The sequence below is a fragment of the Stenotrophomonas humi genome (assembly GCF_001431415.1).
Lineage (GTDB): Bacteria > Pseudomonadota > Gammaproteobacteria > Xanthomonadales > Xanthomonadaceae > Stenotrophomonas > Stenotrophomonas humi.
Map to the genome: position 1 here is coordinate 22,366 of NZ_LDJI01000006.1, position 16,595 is coordinate 38,960.

At 65.1% G+C, this 16,595-nt stretch carries 15 protein-coding genes and 1 riboswitch; of the genes, 11 read left to right on the forward strand and 4 right to left on the reverse strand.

The window, feature by feature from the left end; all coding sequences use genetic code 11:
* Positions 1-95: 95 nt before the first annotated feature.
* On the reverse strand, positions 96-956 hold the full coding sequence (locus ABB26_RS02760) for an EamA family transporter (RefSeq protein ID WP_057632229.1): 861 nt from the start codon (positions 954-956) through the stop codon (positions 96-98).
* Between the two features lie 63 nt (positions 957-1,019).
* On the opposite strand from ABB26_RS02760, the gene ABB26_RS02765 reads away from it, so the two are divergent.
* The 3 genes from ABB26_RS02765 (at position 1,020) to ABB26_RS02775 (ending at position 4,550) form a co-directional block, all read left to right on the forward strand.
* On the forward strand, positions 1,020-1,691 hold the full coding sequence (locus ABB26_RS02765; protein WP_057632058.1) for an alpha/beta hydrolase: 672 nt from the start codon (positions 1,020-1,022) through the stop codon (positions 1,689-1,691).
* A gap of 3 nt (positions 1,692-1,694) precedes the next feature.
* Positions 1,695-2,792, forward strand: a complete 1,098-nt coding sequence (gene zapE, locus ABB26_RS02770; protein ID WP_057632059.1) for a cell division protein ZapE — start codon at positions 1,695-1,697, stop codon at positions 2,790-2,792.
* Positions 2,793-3,020: 228 nt separating this feature from the next.
* Entirely contained in the window at positions 3,021-4,550 is a 1,530-nt protein-coding gene (locus tag ABB26_RS02775) for a VWA domain-containing protein (RefSeq protein WP_083490657.1), read from the forward strand.
* A 158-nt stretch (positions 4,551-4,708) separates the two neighbouring features.
* Here ABB26_RS02775 and ABB26_RS02780 read toward each other — a convergent pair whose 3' ends face one another.
* On the reverse strand, positions 4,709-5,518 hold the full coding sequence (locus ABB26_RS02780) for a DUF2884 family protein (protein WP_057632061.1): 810 nt from the start codon (positions 5,516-5,518) through the stop codon (positions 4,709-4,711).
* A gap of 270 nt (positions 5,519-5,788) precedes the next feature.
* Positions 5,789-6,008: riboswitch (cobalamin riboswitch) on the forward strand.
* Between the two features lie 268 nt (positions 6,009-6,276).
* On the opposite strand from ABB26_RS02780, the gene ABB26_RS02785 reads away from it, so the two are divergent.
* The 5 genes from ABB26_RS02785 (at position 6,277) to ABB26_RS02805 (ending at position 12,643) form a co-directional block, all read left to right on the forward strand.
* Entirely contained in the window at positions 6,277-8,586 is a 2,310-nt protein-coding gene (locus ABB26_RS02785) for a ribonucleoside-diphosphate reductase subunit alpha (protein ID WP_245626126.1), read from the forward strand.
* A gap of 217 nt (positions 8,587-8,803) precedes the next feature.
* Positions 8,804-9,823: a ribonucleotide-diphosphate reductase subunit beta gene (locus ABB26_RS02790; RefSeq protein ID WP_057632062.1), complete on the forward strand. Its 1,020-nt coding sequence runs from the start codon at positions 8,804-8,806 to the stop codon at positions 9,821-9,823.
* A gap of 358 nt (positions 9,824-10,181) precedes the next feature.
* On the forward strand, positions 10,182-10,586 hold the full coding sequence (locus ABB26_RS02795) for an acyl-CoA thioesterase (RefSeq protein ID WP_057632063.1): 405 nt from the start codon (positions 10,182-10,184) through the stop codon (positions 10,584-10,586).
* Between the two features lie 11 nt (positions 10,587-10,597).
* Positions 10,598-11,461, forward strand: coding sequence for an NAD-dependent protein deacetylase (locus ABB26_RS02800; RefSeq protein ID WP_057632064.1), 864 nt, complete (start codon positions 10,598-10,600; stop codon positions 11,459-11,461).
* Between the two features lie 72 nt (positions 11,462-11,533).
* Positions 11,534-12,643 carry an NADH:flavin oxidoreductase/NADH oxidase gene (locus ABB26_RS02805; RefSeq protein ID WP_057632065.1) on the forward strand — a complete coding sequence of 370 codons (1,110 nt, stop codon included), beginning with the start codon at positions 11,534-11,536 and terminating at the stop codon, positions 12,641-12,643.
* Between the two features lie 27 nt (positions 12,644-12,670).
* On the opposite strand, the gene ABB26_RS02810 is transcribed toward ABB26_RS02805, so the two are convergent.
* Positions 12,671-13,624: a LysR family transcriptional regulator gene (locus ABB26_RS02810; protein WP_057632231.1), complete on the reverse strand. Its 954-nt coding sequence runs from the start codon at positions 13,622-13,624 to the stop codon at positions 12,671-12,673.
* A gap of 138 nt (positions 13,625-13,762) precedes the next feature.
* Between ABB26_RS02810 and ABB26_RS02815 the strand changes: the two genes are divergently transcribed.
* Both ABB26_RS02815 and purU read left to right on the forward strand, forming a co-directional pair.
* Complete coding sequence (locus tag ABB26_RS02815; RefSeq protein WP_057632066.1) at positions 13,763-14,026, forward strand: DUF2798 domain-containing protein; 264 nt, start codon at positions 13,763-13,765, stop codon at positions 14,024-14,026.
* A gap of 103 nt (positions 14,027-14,129) precedes the next feature.
* Positions 14,130-14,981, forward strand: coding sequence for a formyltetrahydrofolate deformylase (gene purU, locus ABB26_RS02820; protein WP_057632232.1), 852 nt, complete (start codon positions 14,130-14,132; stop codon positions 14,979-14,981).
* A gap of 124 nt (positions 14,982-15,105) precedes the next feature.
* Here purU and pncA read toward each other — a convergent pair whose 3' ends face one another.
* Positions 15,106-15,726, reverse strand: coding sequence for a bifunctional nicotinamidase/pyrazinamidase (pncA, locus tag ABB26_RS02825; RefSeq protein WP_057632067.1), 621 nt, complete (start codon positions 15,724-15,726; stop codon positions 15,106-15,108).
* A 100-nt stretch (positions 15,727-15,826) separates the two neighbouring features.
* Here pncA and ABB26_RS02830 point away from each other — a divergent pair, with 100 nt between their 5' ends.
* Positions 15,827-16,522 carry an MgtC/SapB family protein gene (locus tag ABB26_RS02830; RefSeq protein WP_057632233.1) on the forward strand — a complete coding sequence of 232 codons (696 nt, stop codon included), beginning with the start codon at positions 15,827-15,829 and terminating at the stop codon, positions 16,520-16,522.
* Positions 16,523-16,595 lie beyond the last annotated feature (73 nt).

Below are 16,595 nucleotides of genomic sequence, written 5' to 3' on the forward strand. Positions count from 1 at the left end.
AAAGCCCCCTCCCCAAGCGCCCCCTTTGGTCAAAGACGAAGGGGAGGGCGGGAGAGGGGGTAGTTGCTGTTGGAGTCTTCCAACAGAAAGAAACGCTACAACGTCCCGCGTGCGATCAACCCTATCGCCACCACCGCCAGCAGCAGCCCTGCACGATTCAGCCGGCTGGTCTTTTCACCAAACACCAGCACACCGACCAGCGCACCCAGACACACCACGCCGATGTTCATGCCGGCGAAGATCGTCGCCGGACTGTGCGGCATCGCCTGGTGCGCACGCACGTAGAACAGGATGTTGCCGAAGTTGATCACGCCCAGCAGCAACCCAAAGCCGAGGTTGCTCGCCGTGAGTTTCGAGGTGCCGCTGAAGTGCCGCTGCAGCTGCCACGCCAGCATCAGTACGAACGCAATGCCGAAGCTGACCAGCAATGCCGCCGTCGAGGGTGTGCCGGCCAGCGCCACGCGCTTGAGCAGGATGTCGATCAGCGCGAAGCCGACCCAAACGCCCAGCAGCCAGCCCCAGGTACCGCGTGTGCTGCCGCCGGCTTCGCCGTTGCGTGCACTGACACCGACGATGGCCAGCAGTCCCAGCCCCAGGCCGGCCAGCTTCCAGCCGTTGGCATGTTCGCCAAACAGCAGGAACGCCGCGGCCAATGACAGCAGCAGTGACAGCCGTTGCGCCACATCGCTGCGCACGATGCCGGCCTCGCGCACCGCGCGTGCCAGCACCAGGAAAATGCCCGGCAACGCCACGGCCAGGCCCAGCAGTGCCAGCCACGGCGTGTGTCCGCCCTGCAGCGTCTGCAGCGAGGGCCGCAGCACCAGCAACGACAGTACGCTGGCGGCCAGGTAGTTCCAGGTCACCGCCTGGGCGATGTCGATACCGCGACGCGGGGCCAGTTTCAGCAGCACCGACACCAGCACGCTGCAGGCCACGCTCAGGATCAGGAAAAGCATCGTTTCAGCTACCGTGAAGGCGATGGCGGTGGAGCCGCCGGACAGGGCCGGTATTATGGCGGCATGCAAACGCCCTCATTCCCCCACGAATCGGCGACGTTGACCCTGGATGGCCCGGCCGGGCCGCTGGAGCTGAGCGTCGACTTTCCCGATGGTGAAACCGCGCCGCGTCCCATCATCGCGGTCATCTGCCATCCGCTGTCCACCGAAGGTGGCAGCATGCACAACAAGGTGGTGACCATGGTCTCGCGCGCGCTGCGCGACCTGGGCGTCACCACGGTGCGGTTCAATTTCCGGGGCGTCGGCGCTTCGGCCGGCATCTACGACAACGGTGAAGGCGAAGGCGATGACCTGCGAGCGGTGGCCAACTGGGTGCGCAGCCAGCGCCCCGACAGCGCGTTGTGGCTGGCCGGTTTCAGCTTTGGCGCCTATGTCTCGCTGCGTGCGGCCGCCGCATTGCAGCCGCAGGCCTTGATTTCGATTGCGCCGCCGGTGGGTCGTCGCACCTGGGATTTCAGCCAGGTGCAGCCGCCGTCCAACTGGTTGGTGGTGCAGGGCGACGCCGATGAGATCGTCGATGCGCAGGGCGTGTACCAATGGCTGGAGTCGTTGGAAAACCCGCCGCAGCTGGTGCGCATGCCCGATACTTCGCATTTCTTCCATCGCAAGCTGATCGACCTGCGCGGCGCGATCCAGCATGAAGTGCGGCGCTGGCTGCCCGACAGCAGCAGCTGAGGCATGGAAACGATGACCCCCTCACAACGCTACGCCGCCGGCGTGGCCCGTGGCGATTGGCGCGACGATCCCGACCAGCACCCGGCCCTGGCCGAGCTGGACCGCATCCATGAGGCGCTGGTGGATTCGGCGCAGGACGGCTGGCTGGACCGCCTGTCTGCTTTCTGGAAGAAGCCCGAGCCGGTCAAGGGCCTGTATTTCTGGGGTGGCGTGGGCCGCGGCAAGACCTTCCTGGTCGATCTGTTCTATGACGGCCTGCCGATAGAGCAGAAGTACCGCACCCACTTCCATCGCTTCATGCGCGGCATCCACGAGCGCCTGCGTGAGCACCAGGGGCAGAGCGACCCGCTGGCCAAGATCGCCCAGGAATGGCGCAACAACCTGCGCGTGCTGGTGCTGGACGAATTCTTCGTCACCGACATCGGCGACGCCATGCTGCTGGCGCGTCTGCTGGAGCGTTTGTTCGCCGAAGGCATCACCCTGGTGACCACCTCCAACACCGCCGTGGAGAATCTGTACCTCAACGGCCTGCAGCGCGACAGCTTCCTGCCGGCCATCGCACTGCTGCAGAAGCACTGCGTGGAGCTGTATGCCGAAGGCACCGAGGACTACCGCATGCGCGCGCTGACCCGCTCGCCCGTGTATCGCGCGCCGTTGGATGCCGACAGCGAAACGTGGCTGGGCGGACGCTGGAAGGAACTGAGCGGTGGTGAGGATTCGCGCAGCGGCAACATCGCCATCGAGGGGCGCAAGATCCCGGTGCGCGGGCGCGGCAAGAGCATCGTCTGGTTTGATTTCGCTGCCCTGTGCGAAGGTCCGCGCGGGCCGTCGGATTACATCGAGATCGCACGCGAGTTCAACACCGTGCTGCTCGGTGGCATCCCGCATTTCGACCGCATGAACGAAGACGCCGCGCGTCGCTTCGTCAACCTGATCGACGAGCTGTACGACCGCCAGGTCAACCTGGTCTGCACCGCGCAGGACGCCCCGCCGCTGCTGTATTCCGGCACCCGTCTGGCCGGCGCCTTCGAGCGTACCGCCAGCCGCCTGATCGAAATGCAGAGCGCCGAGTACCTGGGTACCGCGCACCGGAACGGGTAGGGCGGGGAGCGGGTGTTCGCTTTTCCCGCGTGCGGGAGAAGGTGCCCGCAGGGCGGATGAGGGGGAGCGGGACGAAGCCCGTTGCCGGGTAAAGCGAAGCCATGTGTCAGCGGGAACGCCCCAGCCGAGCATGGCTCGGCGCGTCGCTTAACCCCACTTCCCATCGCCGCCCGTTCCTGTTCCTGCACGCCGCGACACGCGGCACTCTCACGCACAGGAGCAGGGACCATGAACCACCGGAATGCACCCACATTGAAGCGCCGGCCGGTACGTACCGCCGCCTTTGCTGCAGTGGCGACCCTGCTGGTCGGTTTGCCGGTGGTGACCGCCGCGCGTCTGGGGCCGGCTTCGGCCTCGGTGGTCGAAGGCGACCTGCAGGCACCCTCCTCGTTGCGGGTGCGGCAGACCCGGCCGAACTTCCAGGCACCCACGGCGAGCGCCTGCAGTGATACGCCGGTGCTGCGCGAAGTGGCTGACCCCAATCCTCAGCAGCAACGGCCTCTGAGTACGAGCCGCAGCCGTCGCTCCAGCATCAAGGACAGCGACGCGGCAGTGATGGAAATGGTTGCTCCGCCTGTGATGCCAGCGCCTCCGCCGCCTTCGCCGTTGCCTGCCGACTTGTCGATGGTGGTCGAGGGAAAGAGTTATTCGACAGAGGGCATGCTGCTTCGCACGGAGCCGCTTTCCACGCCACCTGCCAGCGCCCCCATTCGCCAGCAGCAACAAACGCCGGTCACCGCGGGCATGGTCGATGACAATGCTGACTTCGGCGGTTTCCTGCAGTTCCTGCAGGGGCATGAAGAATCCAAGCGGTTGGGTCGCGACATCAGCGTGCGCCAGCGCCTGCGCGTGGTGGATGCGCAAGGCCGCCCGGTGCCCGACGCCGAAGTGGCGGTAAGTGCCAGCAACGGCGCGCGGATGTGGGCGCGCACCGATGCCGGTGGCCAGGTGTGGCTGCACCCCAATGCTTTCGATGACCGTGACTCGGCCAGTTACCAGGTGCAGGTGCGTCGCGGCGGCAGGACGGTGAGCGCGCCGCTGCAGCGCGGGCAGAAGAACACCCTGCAGGTGGTGATGGCCAATGCCGCACTGCCGACGCGGGCGAAACTGGACCTGGTGTTCATGGTCGACGCCACCGGTTCGATGGGCGATGAAATCGACAAGCTGCGCGATTCACTACAGGGCATCGTGCGCGAGATCGGCAAGTTGCCGTCCAACCCGGACATCTGCCTGGGCCTGGTGACCTACCGTGATCGTGGTGATGAGTACTTCGTGCGCGGCTGGGACATGACCCACAACGTGGCCGCGTTCCAGCAGGTGCTCGATGGGGTGCAGGCCAATGGCGGCGGTGACTACCCGGAGGCCATGAACGAAGCGTTCGATCATTCGGTGCAGGCGCTGAACTGGCGCGGCCCGTCTACCACGCGCGTGCTGGTATCGCTGGCCGACGCGCCGCCGCAGATGGGCTATCCGCAGCCGCGTTACGACCAGACCATGCTGGCCGCACTGGGCAAGGGCATCAAGGTGTTCAGCGTGGCCGCGTCCGGCCAGGACACCACTGGCGAGATCGTGCAGCGACAGATCGCCCAGTACACCGGCGGGCGTTTCATCTTCCTCACCTACAAGGATGCCGCCGACCCGAGCAGTGGCCCCGGCAGCGAGACCGTGCACGAGGTGGGCAATTACTCGGTTGATACCCTGGACAAGCTGGTGGTGCGGCTGGTGCGTGAGGAGCTGGCGCAGTTGCCGAAGAGCTGACACGTCACGACGGGTGATTCGAAAACATGGGCGGAAGCCCTGTTCCCTGCGTTGCAGGTGCAGGGAGGGGGCTGGTGGCCGTCTGCGGATAGCCACTGCCGCTGGCGGGGCAAGGCCCCTGACGCGGTTCCCGCCCGGGTTGTGAGATCGGAGCTGGGCTATCTCGGTGGCAACGGGATGCTGTTGTCCTGCCGGTAGTCGCGGGTCGTTGTTGTCGCGGCATTGCCCGTCACGCGCAGCATCTGCAGCGGCTGGCCATCGAGGCGGAACTCCAGCGCCGACTGCAGTCGGTCCAGGGCCTGCACCTGCGTGCACAACGCCTGCGCATGCTGCTCCAGGGCATGGGCGCGGTGCTGTAGACGCTGCTCCAGTTCGGCGTCGAGTTTGTCTGCGCGCGCATCCAGTTTGTCCCCGCCGCCGGAAAACACCGCCCACAGCATGCTGCGTGCGATGGAGCCGCTCAGGGTTTCGGCTGCATCCTGGACCCGGGCTTCGAAGCCTTCATTGAACAGGTCCTGATCCCAGCGGCCGCGGCCGATGGTCTGCTCGACAAAGCGTTCGGCCTCCTTGCGCAGCTTGCGGACCTTGCGTGAGTTGGCGTTGCCGGTCAGGCCTTCGTAAACGGAGTCCAGCGTATCGAAGCTGATGCCCACCGATTCGTTGGCGATGCCGGTGACTGCCGGCATCAGCTGGCGCACGCCATCCTCCAGTGCGCGCAGACGCTGCGCATCCGCGGCCGACACGGTCTGCATCTGGTCGTCGATGCTCAGCTGGCCATCGTGGAACACGATCTCGCGCATCGGCAGCACATCGCGCCGCAACCAGATGCCGCCGCCGTCGACCAGCACGTTGTAGTCGGTGGACACGCCGCATTGGTCTGCGGACAGATCCGGCGTCCTGGCGGGGCCGGCGTGTACCACCAGTGGTAGCAGCAGGGCCAGCAAAGTGGTGATGGGCAGCAGGCGCATGGCGGTGATCGGCTCAACACAAGGATGCGGCCAGCTTGGCGGTCGGCGGCAGCAGTGGCGCCGGCCGGAAGTCACCCTCGAAATTTCATCAGAAATTTACGTCATAAAGACGAGTGGTTTCCCTACAAAAAAAGTCTCCAAACCGCTTGACTGCGCAGTCCGTTCGGGCAGGCGCCGGCGCGCCGAACCGGCCTTGAAAGGCATAAGCCTTGCGCCGCAAGGCCTGACGAAAATTCACCACATTTCGTGTTGACCGTGTCATCTACCCCCACTATCTTGTGGCTCGTCGGTTCTGGTGGGTTTGCGCTCACCGGATTGAAAGGGAAGCTGGTGACGCCTTGACAGGCTATTCCAGCACTGCCCCGCAGCGGTAAATGGGAACGACCCCGTCAATGCACTGAGGCTCAGACCTTGGGAAGCGACGGAGTAGGAGAAGGCCCCCGCCTTCATGCCCATGAGTCCGAAGACCTGCCGACAGCCGCGCGAAGCACACCGCGCGGTGCCGGCTGCGGTGTCTTCGAGGGGAAGATGGCTGGCGACGTGGTGCCGTTGACGCCGACCGATGGTCGGGTGCGTCGCGGTTGCTGCGACGCCGTCCTTCCATGCTCCTGATCCCGCCACCGGCCCCGGTTTCCTGCGAGGGCAGGGGCTTGCGTGCACCACGCCATGAAGGACACACCGTCGTGACCACTTCCGCTACTGAAGTCGCCCCGGCCGAGGCCGGCTTTGAACTGACCCCGCCGCCCACCGCTACCGCCATGAGCGTGACCAAGCGCAATGGCAATACCGAGCCGGTGGACCTGAACAAGATCGTCCGCGCCATCCAGCGTTGCTGCGAGGGCCTGCATTCGGTCGACCCGATGCGCGTGGCCACCCGTACCATCTCCGGCCTGTACAACGGCGCCACCACCCAGGAACTGGACGAGCTGTCCATCCGCACCGCCGCGCTGCTGATCGGTGAAGAACCCGAGTACGGCCGCCTGGCCGCGCGCCTGCTGGCCAACTTCATCGCCAAGGAAGTATCCGGCCAGGAAATCCATGCGTTCTCGCAGTCGGTGGGGCGTGGCCACGAAGTGGGCCTGATCAACGACCGCCTGCTCAACTTCGTGCAGATCAACGCGCGCAAGCTCAACGACGCCATCGACCCGACGTTCGACCTGAATTTCGATTACTTCGGCCTGCGCACGCTGTACGACCGTTACCTGCTGCGCCACCCGCATACGCGCAAGGTCATCGAGAATCCGCAGCAGTTCTTCCTGCGCATCGCCAGCGCACTGAGCGAAGACGTGCCTGAAGCCCTGGCGCTGTACCAGCGGCTGGGCAGCCTGGACTACCTGCCGTCCAGCCCGACCCTGTTCAACGCCGGCACCAGCCATGAGCAGCTGTCCTCGTGCTTCCTGCTCGACTCGCCGCAGGATTCGCTCGAATCCATCTATGCCAAGTACGGCGACATCGCGCAGCTGTCCAAGTTCAGCGGCGGCATCGGCGTGAGCTACACCCGCGTGCGTTCGCGCGGTTCGCTGATCAAGTCCACCAACGGCCACTCCAACGGCATCGTGCCGTGGCTGAAGACGCTGGATTCCTCGGTGGCCGCGGTCAACCAGGGTGGCAAGCGCAAGGGCGCGGCCTGCGTCTACCTGGAAACCTGGCACGCCGACATCGAGGACTTCCTCGAACTGCGCGACAACGCCGGTGACGACTCGCGTCGTACCCACAACCTCAATCTGGCCAACTGGGTGCCGGACCTGTTCATGCAGCGCGTGGAGACCGACCAGGAATGGTCGCTGTTCGATCCGCGCGTGGTGCCGGAATTCACCGATCTGTACGGCCCGGCATTCGAGCAGGCCTATGTGCAGGCCGAAGCCCAGGGCAAGGCATCGCGCACCATCAGCGCACGCAAGCTGTACGGCCGCATGATGCGCACGTTGGCCGAGACCGGCAACGGTTGGATGACCTTCAAGGACAAGTGCAACCTGGCCAGCAACCAGACGCTGCGCCCGGGCAACGTGATCCACCTGTCCAACCTGTGCACCGAGATCCTGGAAGTCTGCTCCAACGACGAAACCGCAGTGTGCAACCTGGGCTCGATCAACCTGGGCAACCACTTCGACGAGCACGGTGATTTCGATTTCGACAAGCTGGCAGAGACCGTGCGCCTTGCCGTGCGCCAGCTCGACCGTGTCATCGACCTGAACTTCTACCCGATTGAAACCGCACGTCGCGGCAACCTGCGCTGGCGCCCGGTCGGCCTGGGCTGCATGGGCCTGCAGGACGTGTTCTTCCGCAAGCGCCTGCCGTTCGATTCGGCCGAAGCGCGCGCGCTGTCGAAGAAGATCGCCGAAACGATCTACTTCCACGCACTGGAAACCTCATGCGAGCTGGCCACCGAACGCGGCAGGCACCCCTCGTTCAGCGACACCCGCGCGGCCCACGGTGAACTGCAGTTCGACGCCTGGAACGTGGTGCCGGAAGACACCGCGCGCTGGGACGCACTGCGCGAGCGCATCAAGCAGCACGGCCTGCGCAACTCGCTGATGATCGCCATCGCACCGACCGCGACCATCGCTTCGATCGCCGGCTGCTACGAGTGCGTGGAGCCGCAGGTGTCCAACCTGTTCAAGCGCGAGACGCTGTCCGGTGACTTCCTGCAGATCAACCGCCACCTGGTCGGCGAGCTGAAGCAGCTGGGCATGTGGACGGCGGAAGTCCGTGACGCGATCAAGCTGGCTGATGGTTCGATCCAGAACGTGCTGCAGATTCCCGAAGCGCTGCGTCACATCTATCGCACCGCATGGGAGCTGCCGATGCGTTCGCTGATCGACATGGCCGCCGAGCGTGGTGCCTTCATCGACCAGTCGGCCTCGCTCAACCTGTTCATGGAAAGCCCGAACATCGGCGCGATGTCCTCCATGTACATGTACGCCTGGAAGCAGGGCGTAAAGACCACTTACTACCTGCGCTCGCGCCCGGCCACCAAGATCGCCAAGACCACGGTCAGCAGCTACACCCCGGTGGAAGCGGTGGCCTGCTCGCTGGAAAACCCGGAAGCCTGCGAGGCCTGCCAGTAACGCTTGAAGCCCCTCTCCCGTTCGCGGGGTGAGAGGGGCCATTTTGCGAACCACCGGTTCGCGGCCCATCGAACGCCCTTGCGCTAGCGCAGGGGCCGGGGTGCGAAGCGGGGGTTGGGGTGAAGGCGCTTTGGTAAGCAAGCGCCGCCCCGCCACCCCTCATACGGCGCTACGCGCCACCTTCTCCCGGCGGGAGAAGGGAAAAGGAGATTTGCCGATGTCTACAAAACCCACCCAGATGCTGCTCGATCCCGGTTTCGAGCTGACGCTGCGGCCGATGCGTTACCCGGATTTCTACGAGATGTACCGCAACGCGATCAAGAACAGCTGGACCGTCGATGAGATCAACTTCCAGATCGACATCACCGACCTGCACCAGAAGATGACGCCGGCCGACCGCCACCTCATCCATCGTCTGGTGGCGTTCTTCGCCACCGGTGATTCCATCGTCTCCAACAACCTGGTGCTGAATCTGTACCAGCACCTCAATGCGCCGGAAGCGCGCATGTACCTGTCGCGCCAGCTGTACGAAGAGGCGCTGCACGTGCAGTTCTACCTGACGTTGCTGGACAACTACCTGCCGGACCCGGAAGAGCGCTTCAAGGCATTTGCCGCGGTGGAGAACATCGACTCGATCAAGAAGAAGGCGGATTTCTGCTTCAAGTGGATCGACTCGCTGCAGGGCATCACCCGCATCGAAACGCGCGAGCAGCGTCGCCAGTTCCTGCTCAACCAGATCTGCTTCGCCGCGTGCATCGAAGGCCTGTTCTTCTTTGCCGCGTTTGCCTACGTGTACTACTACCGTTCGCGTGGTCTGCTGCCGGGTCTGGCCTCGGGCACCAACTGGGTGTTCCGCGACGAAAGCTGCCACATGGATTTCGCCTTCGAATGCGTGCGTACCATCCGCGCCGAGGAGCCGGACCTGTTCGACGCCAGGATGGAGCAGGAGGTCTACGACATGCTGGCTGAAGCGATCGAGTGCGAAGTGCAGTTCGCCGAGGACGTGCTGTCCGGCGGCGTGGCCGGCATTTCCACCCGTGACATGCGCGAGTACCTGCAGCACTGTGCCGACAACCATTTCGTCAAGCTGGGCATGGCGAAGAAGTACAACGTGCGCAACCCGTTGCCGTTCATGGAGCTGCAGGACGTGCAGGAGCTCACCAACTTCTTCGAGCGCCGCGTCTCGGCCTACCAGGTGGGCGTCCAGGGCGAAGTATCGTTCGACATGGCGTTCTAAGCGGTCTGTTGGAGGGCTGTTGCAGGAGCGGCCTTGGCCGCGAAGCAGACAGTCGCTCGGTTGCGACAAAACCAGCAATTGCATGCCCCAACGCCTCGATGCGAAAGCCTCGGGGCGTTGTTGTTCCTGAGCGGCCATGCCGGTCGTGTCCTGGAGGATCGCCAGCTTCACGCGTGAAGGCGCTCCTCGGCGATGACTTCAGGCCGTGGCTGCCTGTTGCAGGAGCGACCTTGGCCGCGAAGCCGGCGGTATCCGGCCAGCGTTATCCACACAGCACTGGCGCCTCATCACCCCGCATACACCGGCTGCACAGGAAGCCGGGCGTATCATCGGCACTCATCTGAAAGCCGGTATCGCCATGACCCCCATTCCCGAAACCAATCCGCCTACCGAAGTCCGCATGGCCGAGATCGTGTTTCCCAACCACACCAACCACATGGGCACGCTGTTCGGTGGGCAGGCATTGGCATGGATGGACAAGGCGGCATTCCTGGCCGCCGCACGCTATTCACGCCGCACGGTGGTGACCGCGCGTTCGGATCAGGTGGATTTCAAGTTGCCGATCCGTGTCGGGCAGATGGTGGAAACCATTGGCCGCGTGGTGCGGGTGGGGCGCAGCTCGATGACCGTGGAAGTGGAACTGGTGACCGAAGACCTGCATTCCGGTGAGCGCAAGCTGTGCACCAAAGGCACCTTCGTGATGATCGCGCTGGATGCCGAAGGCCAGCCGACCACCGTGCCGGCACTGCCGCGGCAGGACTGAAGCACCCGCCGATGAGCACGTCCTGGTCAGCTTCCATCGAGCGCCTGTCGCCAGCGGTGATCACCGAGCTGCCGGAATTCATCGCCCGGCACCGACGCTTGTTCGTGGTGACCGGCGCCGGTTGCAGTACGGATTCCGGCATACCCGACTACCGCGATGCCGACGGACAGTGGAAGCGCACGCCGCCGGTTACCTATCAGGCATTCATGGGCGAGCACGCCACTCGGCAGCGCTACTGGGCGCGTAGCCTGGTGGGCTGGTCGACGTTCGGCCGCGCCCAGCCCAACACCACGCACCATGCGTTGGCGGCACTGGAAGCCGACGGCCGCATCGAACTGCTGCTCACCCAGAACGTGGACTGCCTGCACCAACGTGCGGGCAGTCAGACCGTGATCGACCTGCATGGACGCCTGGACCAGGTGCGCTGCATGGGCTGCGACGCGCGTTCTTCGCGTGAGCTGCTGCAACAGCGCCTGCTCGACGCCAACCCGGGCTGGGGCGCGCTGGATGCGGGCATCGCCCCGGACGGCGATGCCGACCTTGAAACGGACTTTTCCAGTTTCCAGGTGCCCGCTTGCACTCAGTGCGGCGACATCCTCAAACCCGACGTGGTGTTCTTCGGCGAAAACGTGCCGCGTGAGCGGGTGGCAGCGGTGCATGCGCACCTGCAGCGCGCCGATGCGGTGCTGGTGGTGGGGTCGTCCTTGATGGTCTATTCCGGGTTCCGCTTTGTCGATACGGCGGCCAAGGCCGGCCTGCCGGTGGCGGCAGTGAATCTGGGGCGGACACGCGCCGATGCATTGCTGTCACTGAAGGTTGAAATGCCCTGCGCGCAGGCGCTGGCGTTCCTGCTCGACGGCACCAAGACGCAGTGATCCACCACGCCGGTTGAATCGGCGCGGGCAGAGGCGTCGAATGGGCGCATCCACTTTTCCGGATCACCCCACGTGAGCCATCTTTTCTCGCCCCTGTCGCTGGGCCCGCTTTCGCTTTCCAACCGCATCGTCATCGCGCCGATGTGCCAGTACTCGGCAGAAGAGGGTCAGGCCACTGACTGGCACACCATTCATCTGGGGCAGCTGGCCCAATCCGGCGCCGGTCTGTTGATCCTGGAAGCCACCGCGGTGCTGCCGGAAGGACGCATCAGCTGGGCGGACCTGGGGCTGTGGGATGAAGCCACCGAAGCAGCGCTGTCCAAGGTGCTGGCCTCGGTGCGGCGCTGGTCGAAGATGCCGATCGGCGTGCAGCTGGCGCATGCCGGCCGTAAAGCTTCCACCGCCAGGCCGTGGGACGGTGGTCGTGCGATCGCCCCGGAGCAGGAACATGGCTGGCAGGTGATGGCGCCATCGGCGTTGCCGTTCCTCGAAGGTGAGCCGACACCGCAGGCATTGGATGTTGCCGGTATCGATGCGGTGGTCGAAGCCTTCGCCGAAGCAGCACGACGTTCCGTGCGGTTGGGCCTGGACCTGATCGAACTGCATGCGGCGCATGGCTACCTGCTGCATCAATTCCTGTCGCCGCTGAGCAATCATCGAACCGATGAATACGGCGGCTCGCTGGAAAATCGCATGCGGCTGTTGCTGCGCGTGTTCGACGCGGTACGTGCGGCAGTGCCGGCCAAGGTGGCCGTGGGTGTGCGGATTTCCGCGACCGATTGGGTCGACGGTGGTTGGGACGTCGCGCAGAGCATCGAACTGGGCAAGGCGCTTGAAGCGCGCGGCAATGAATTCCTGCATGTCTCCAGTGGCGGGCTGGACCCGCGCCAGCAGATTCCGGTGGGCCCGGGTTATCAGGTGCCGGTCGCTGAAGCGATCAAGGCACAGATCAGCACGCCGGTGATTGCGGTCGGCCTGATCACCGAGCCGGCCCAGGCCGAAGCGATTCTGGTCGAAGGGCGTGCTGATGCCATCGCCCTTGCGCGCGGCATCCTCTACGACCCGCGCTGGCCGTGGCATGCGGCGGCCGCGCTGGGGACGCATATCAGCGCATCGCCGCAGTACCTGCGTTGTGAGCCGCATGAGGCACGCGGTCTGTTCGACGTCGCCCGCTGCGACTGAATCTCGCCGGTGCCGGTGCCAGCTGCCTCAGGCGGCCGATGCTTGCCGGGCAGTGAGGTCGACCCGCCACGCAGCGGGCAGGGCGGCGAGCAGATGCTGGAGCAGCGATCTCACCTTCGGGGTGAGATCGCGGCGGTCGCTCACGCACAGGAACACGCGCATCGGCTCGGGCGCGGCCTGGGCTTCATCAGCAGCGTTGTCTTCAAACAAGGCCTGCAGTTCACCGCGCGCCAGATACGGTGCAGCGACAAACGCCGCCAACCGGGTGATGCCACCGCCCCTGGCCGCCATCGCGGCAAGGGCATCGATGTCGTCACTGACCAGTGACGGCTGCACTTCGGCGTCGAAGCGTAGGCCCTCCCTCACGAAGCCCCAGCGCAGGTAGCGGCCGTCCAGCGGGTAGCGGAACAACAGGCAACGGTGCTCCCGCAGCTGCTCCGGCGTGCGTGGTGTGCCGGCATCGGCAAGGTAGGACGGTGCGGCGCAGAACACAAACGGCACCTGCGCGATCGGGCGTGCGACCAGGCCTTCTTCCAGCTGTGGTTCGATGCGGATGCTGACATCCACGTCCTCGTGCGCGTGGTCCACGCTGCGGTCGGCGAGCAACAATTCGATTTCAAGCCGTGGATAACGCTGCTGCAGCCCCGGCAGCAACGGCGCCAGCACATGCCGGCCGAACGCGGCGCTGCTGGCGATGCGCAGGCGCCCGGCGGGTGTCGCATCGGGGTCGGTCACAGCGGTCTGTGCGCGTTGCAGGTCGCGTTCGATATGCCGCACCTGCGCCAGATACAGCGCACCACGTTCGGTCAGCGCCAGTTGACGGGTGGTGCGGTTGAACAGGCGTACGCCCAGGTGGGCTTCCAGGCGGGCGATGTTCTGGCCCACGGCGGCGGCGCTGATGCCCAAGGTACGCGCGGCGCCGGCAAGGCTGCCCGCGTCGGCGGTACGGATGAAGCTGCGGATGGCGTGGAGGATGTTCATGCCGGGCGGCATTGTCCGGGGTGATTGCAAAGTATTTCTTTATAAAGCGCCAAGCCCGGGCGATCTAGTCGAAACCGGAAGTGCTGCCTATGGTGCCCGGCTCGCCATCGCCGACCGGCAGTTCAAGGAGCACGCACGATGCTGGAACCCCGCACCACCCCCGTCCCCGCCTGGAAGCTGCACGCGCGGGCCACGCCCTTCGTTTTTGCCTTCTTCATGGCCGGGATCATGGCCATGCTGATGTGCCTGGTGATCACCGCCGCCAATGCCGGCATTGATGGCCAGTACCCGATGCGGGTGTTGTCGGCATATTGCCTGGCCATGCCGGTGGCGTTCTGCTGTGTGCTGGTGGTGCGCCCGCTGGTGGTGCGGCTGGTCGGCTTGACGGTGCACCCGCACTGAGCCGGCTGCCGGCAGGGGGTGATTCGTGTCAGCTGCAACTGCTTTTGGTCCGACGCCGCAAGACCGGTTACTGTCCGCGACCCCCCGTGCAATGTTGTCGGCCATGCGCCCTGATTTCATCCTCACCCTGTCCTGCCCGGACCGTACCGGCATCGTCTACCGCGTTTCCGGCCTGCTGTTCGACGCCGGCTGCAACATCCTGGATGCGCAGCAGTTCGGCGATGAGGAAAGCGGCCGCTTCTTCCTGCGCGTGCATTTCGATATCGCCGACAAGGGGGACGTGCCAGGCGTGCGCATGCGGCTGCAGGCACTGGGCGAGGAGTTCGGCATGCAGTGGGAACTGCACGACGCGCGCCGGCGTGCGCGCCTGCTGGTGCTGGTCAGCAAACAGGGCCACTGCCTCAATGATCTGCTGTTCCGCACCCACAGCCGCCAGCTGAAGGTGGATATCGCAGCGGTAGCCTCCAATCACACCGATTTCGGCGCGTTGGCCGGTTCCTATGGCGTGCCGTTCCACCACCTGCCGGTGGACGCGGACAACCGCGAACAGCAGGAGCAGCAGATCATCGATCTGGTCGAGCGTGAACGCATCGACCTGGTGGTGCTGGCGCGCTACATGCAGATTCTGTCACCGCGGTTGTGCCAGGCTTTGGCCGGCCGCGCGATCAACATCCATCACAGTTTCCTGCCCAGCTTCAAGGGCGCACAGCCGTACCACCAGGCGCACGCACGCGGGGTCAAGATCATCGGTGCCACCGCGCACTACGTGACCTCGGATCTGGATGAAGGCCCGATCATCGAACAGGATGTGGCCCGTGTGGACCACGCCATGACACCGCGCGATCTGGTGCAGTTGGGCAGTGACACCGAATCACAGGTGCTGGCCCGCGCGGTACGGCGCCATGTTGAACACCGCATCGTGCTGAATGGCCACCGCACGGTAGTGTTCCGCTGAGGCGGGGAACGGGGGTTTTTATCCCTTCCCCCGCCTGCGGGGGAAGGCGCCCGAAGGGCGGATGGGGGAGCTTCTGCTCCGGCTCTGGCTTGCACCGTCGCCCTCACTCCTGGTCCTCCCTTAACTACAGAACCTCGATGCCACCTTCGCTCAGCGCGATGCGTACGGCCGCATCATTGTTTGCCGACACCGGCCGGGTCAGCTCCCACAGAAAGCGCACACGGAAACCGCTGATCGCGGCATCCTGCGCACTCCACAACACGCAGTAATCACGCGCCAGTCCGCAGACGTGGACTTCGGTGATGCCACGTTCGTGCAACCAACCGGCCAAGCCGGTGGCGGGGCGGTCACCACGTGGCCCGAAGTTCTCCCGGAAGGCGCTGTACGAATCCACCTGACGATCGCTGCCTTTGCGCAGGATGAGATTGGCGGTGTTCCAGTCCACGCGCGGATCCAGGGCGGCGCCGGCGCTGCCCTGCACGCAGTGGTCAGGCCACAGCGTCTGCGATTGGCCATGCAGGGTAATCACCTCCAGCGGCTTGTGACCGCTGTGCTGGCTGGCGAATGAGGCGTGGTCATGGGGATGCCAGTCCTGGGTGGCCACCACCGTTGCGTACTTCCGCGAGGCCAGCAGCGCGGCGATGCCCGGCACGATGGCATCGCCCTGGTGGCATGGCAGGGCGCCGCCAGGCATGAAATCCGGTTGCAGGTCCACCACCAACAGCGCTATGTCTTTTGCGTACATCCACGGCTTCCTGACGCAGGGGTGTGCACAGTTTACGACTACGGGTTGGCAGAGGCCGGACGAAGCGACAGGAACCGGCTTGCGGACAGGAGCGTGGATGATGATTTCATGGTCGGAGTTGGGGTTGCGGTTGTTGCTGGCAGCGGTGCTGGGCGCGGTGATCGGCATCAACCGCGGTCGTCTGGAATGGGCGGCGGGATTGCGCACCCATATGCTGGTCTGCGTGGGCTCCGCGCTGGCCATCATCGTTTCGGCGTTCGGCTTCGACGATGTGCTGGGACGCCCGAACGTCATGCTCGACCCCTCGCGCATCGCCGCGCAGGTGATCAGCGGTGTCGGTTTCCTGGGTGCGGGCACCATTCTGTTCCTGCAACGTGAACAGGTGATCCGTGGGCTGACCACCGCCGCCGGTCTGTGGGCGGTGGCATCGGTGGGGCTTGCCGCCGGCGCGGGGTTGTATCTGGCGGCACTGATGACCACGCTGCTGCTATGGGCGATCCTGGCGTTGCTCAAGCCGCTGGAACAGCGCTATCTGCGCCGCCGCGCACGCACGGGCCGGCTGCGCCTGCGGTTGGCTGAAGGCACCTCGCTGGCCAAGGTGCAGGCCGCTGCCGAGGATGCCGGCCTGCCGGTGAAACGCATCACGCTGCGGCGTCGCGATGAAGGCAATGACATCGTCGATATCGATTGCGACCCACCCCTTGCGCATGAGCAGCTGCTGGCCAAGGCGCAGCGGCTGGGTGCGGTGGAGGGCGTGGTGTCGGTGGAACTGTCCACGCAGGCGCGTGGGCCATGACGCCGCTGCAGCAATGCCCGGCTGCGGGAAGTGGGTGATGCACTGCCTTCGTCCATGGGCGTGGTTCGGGCCA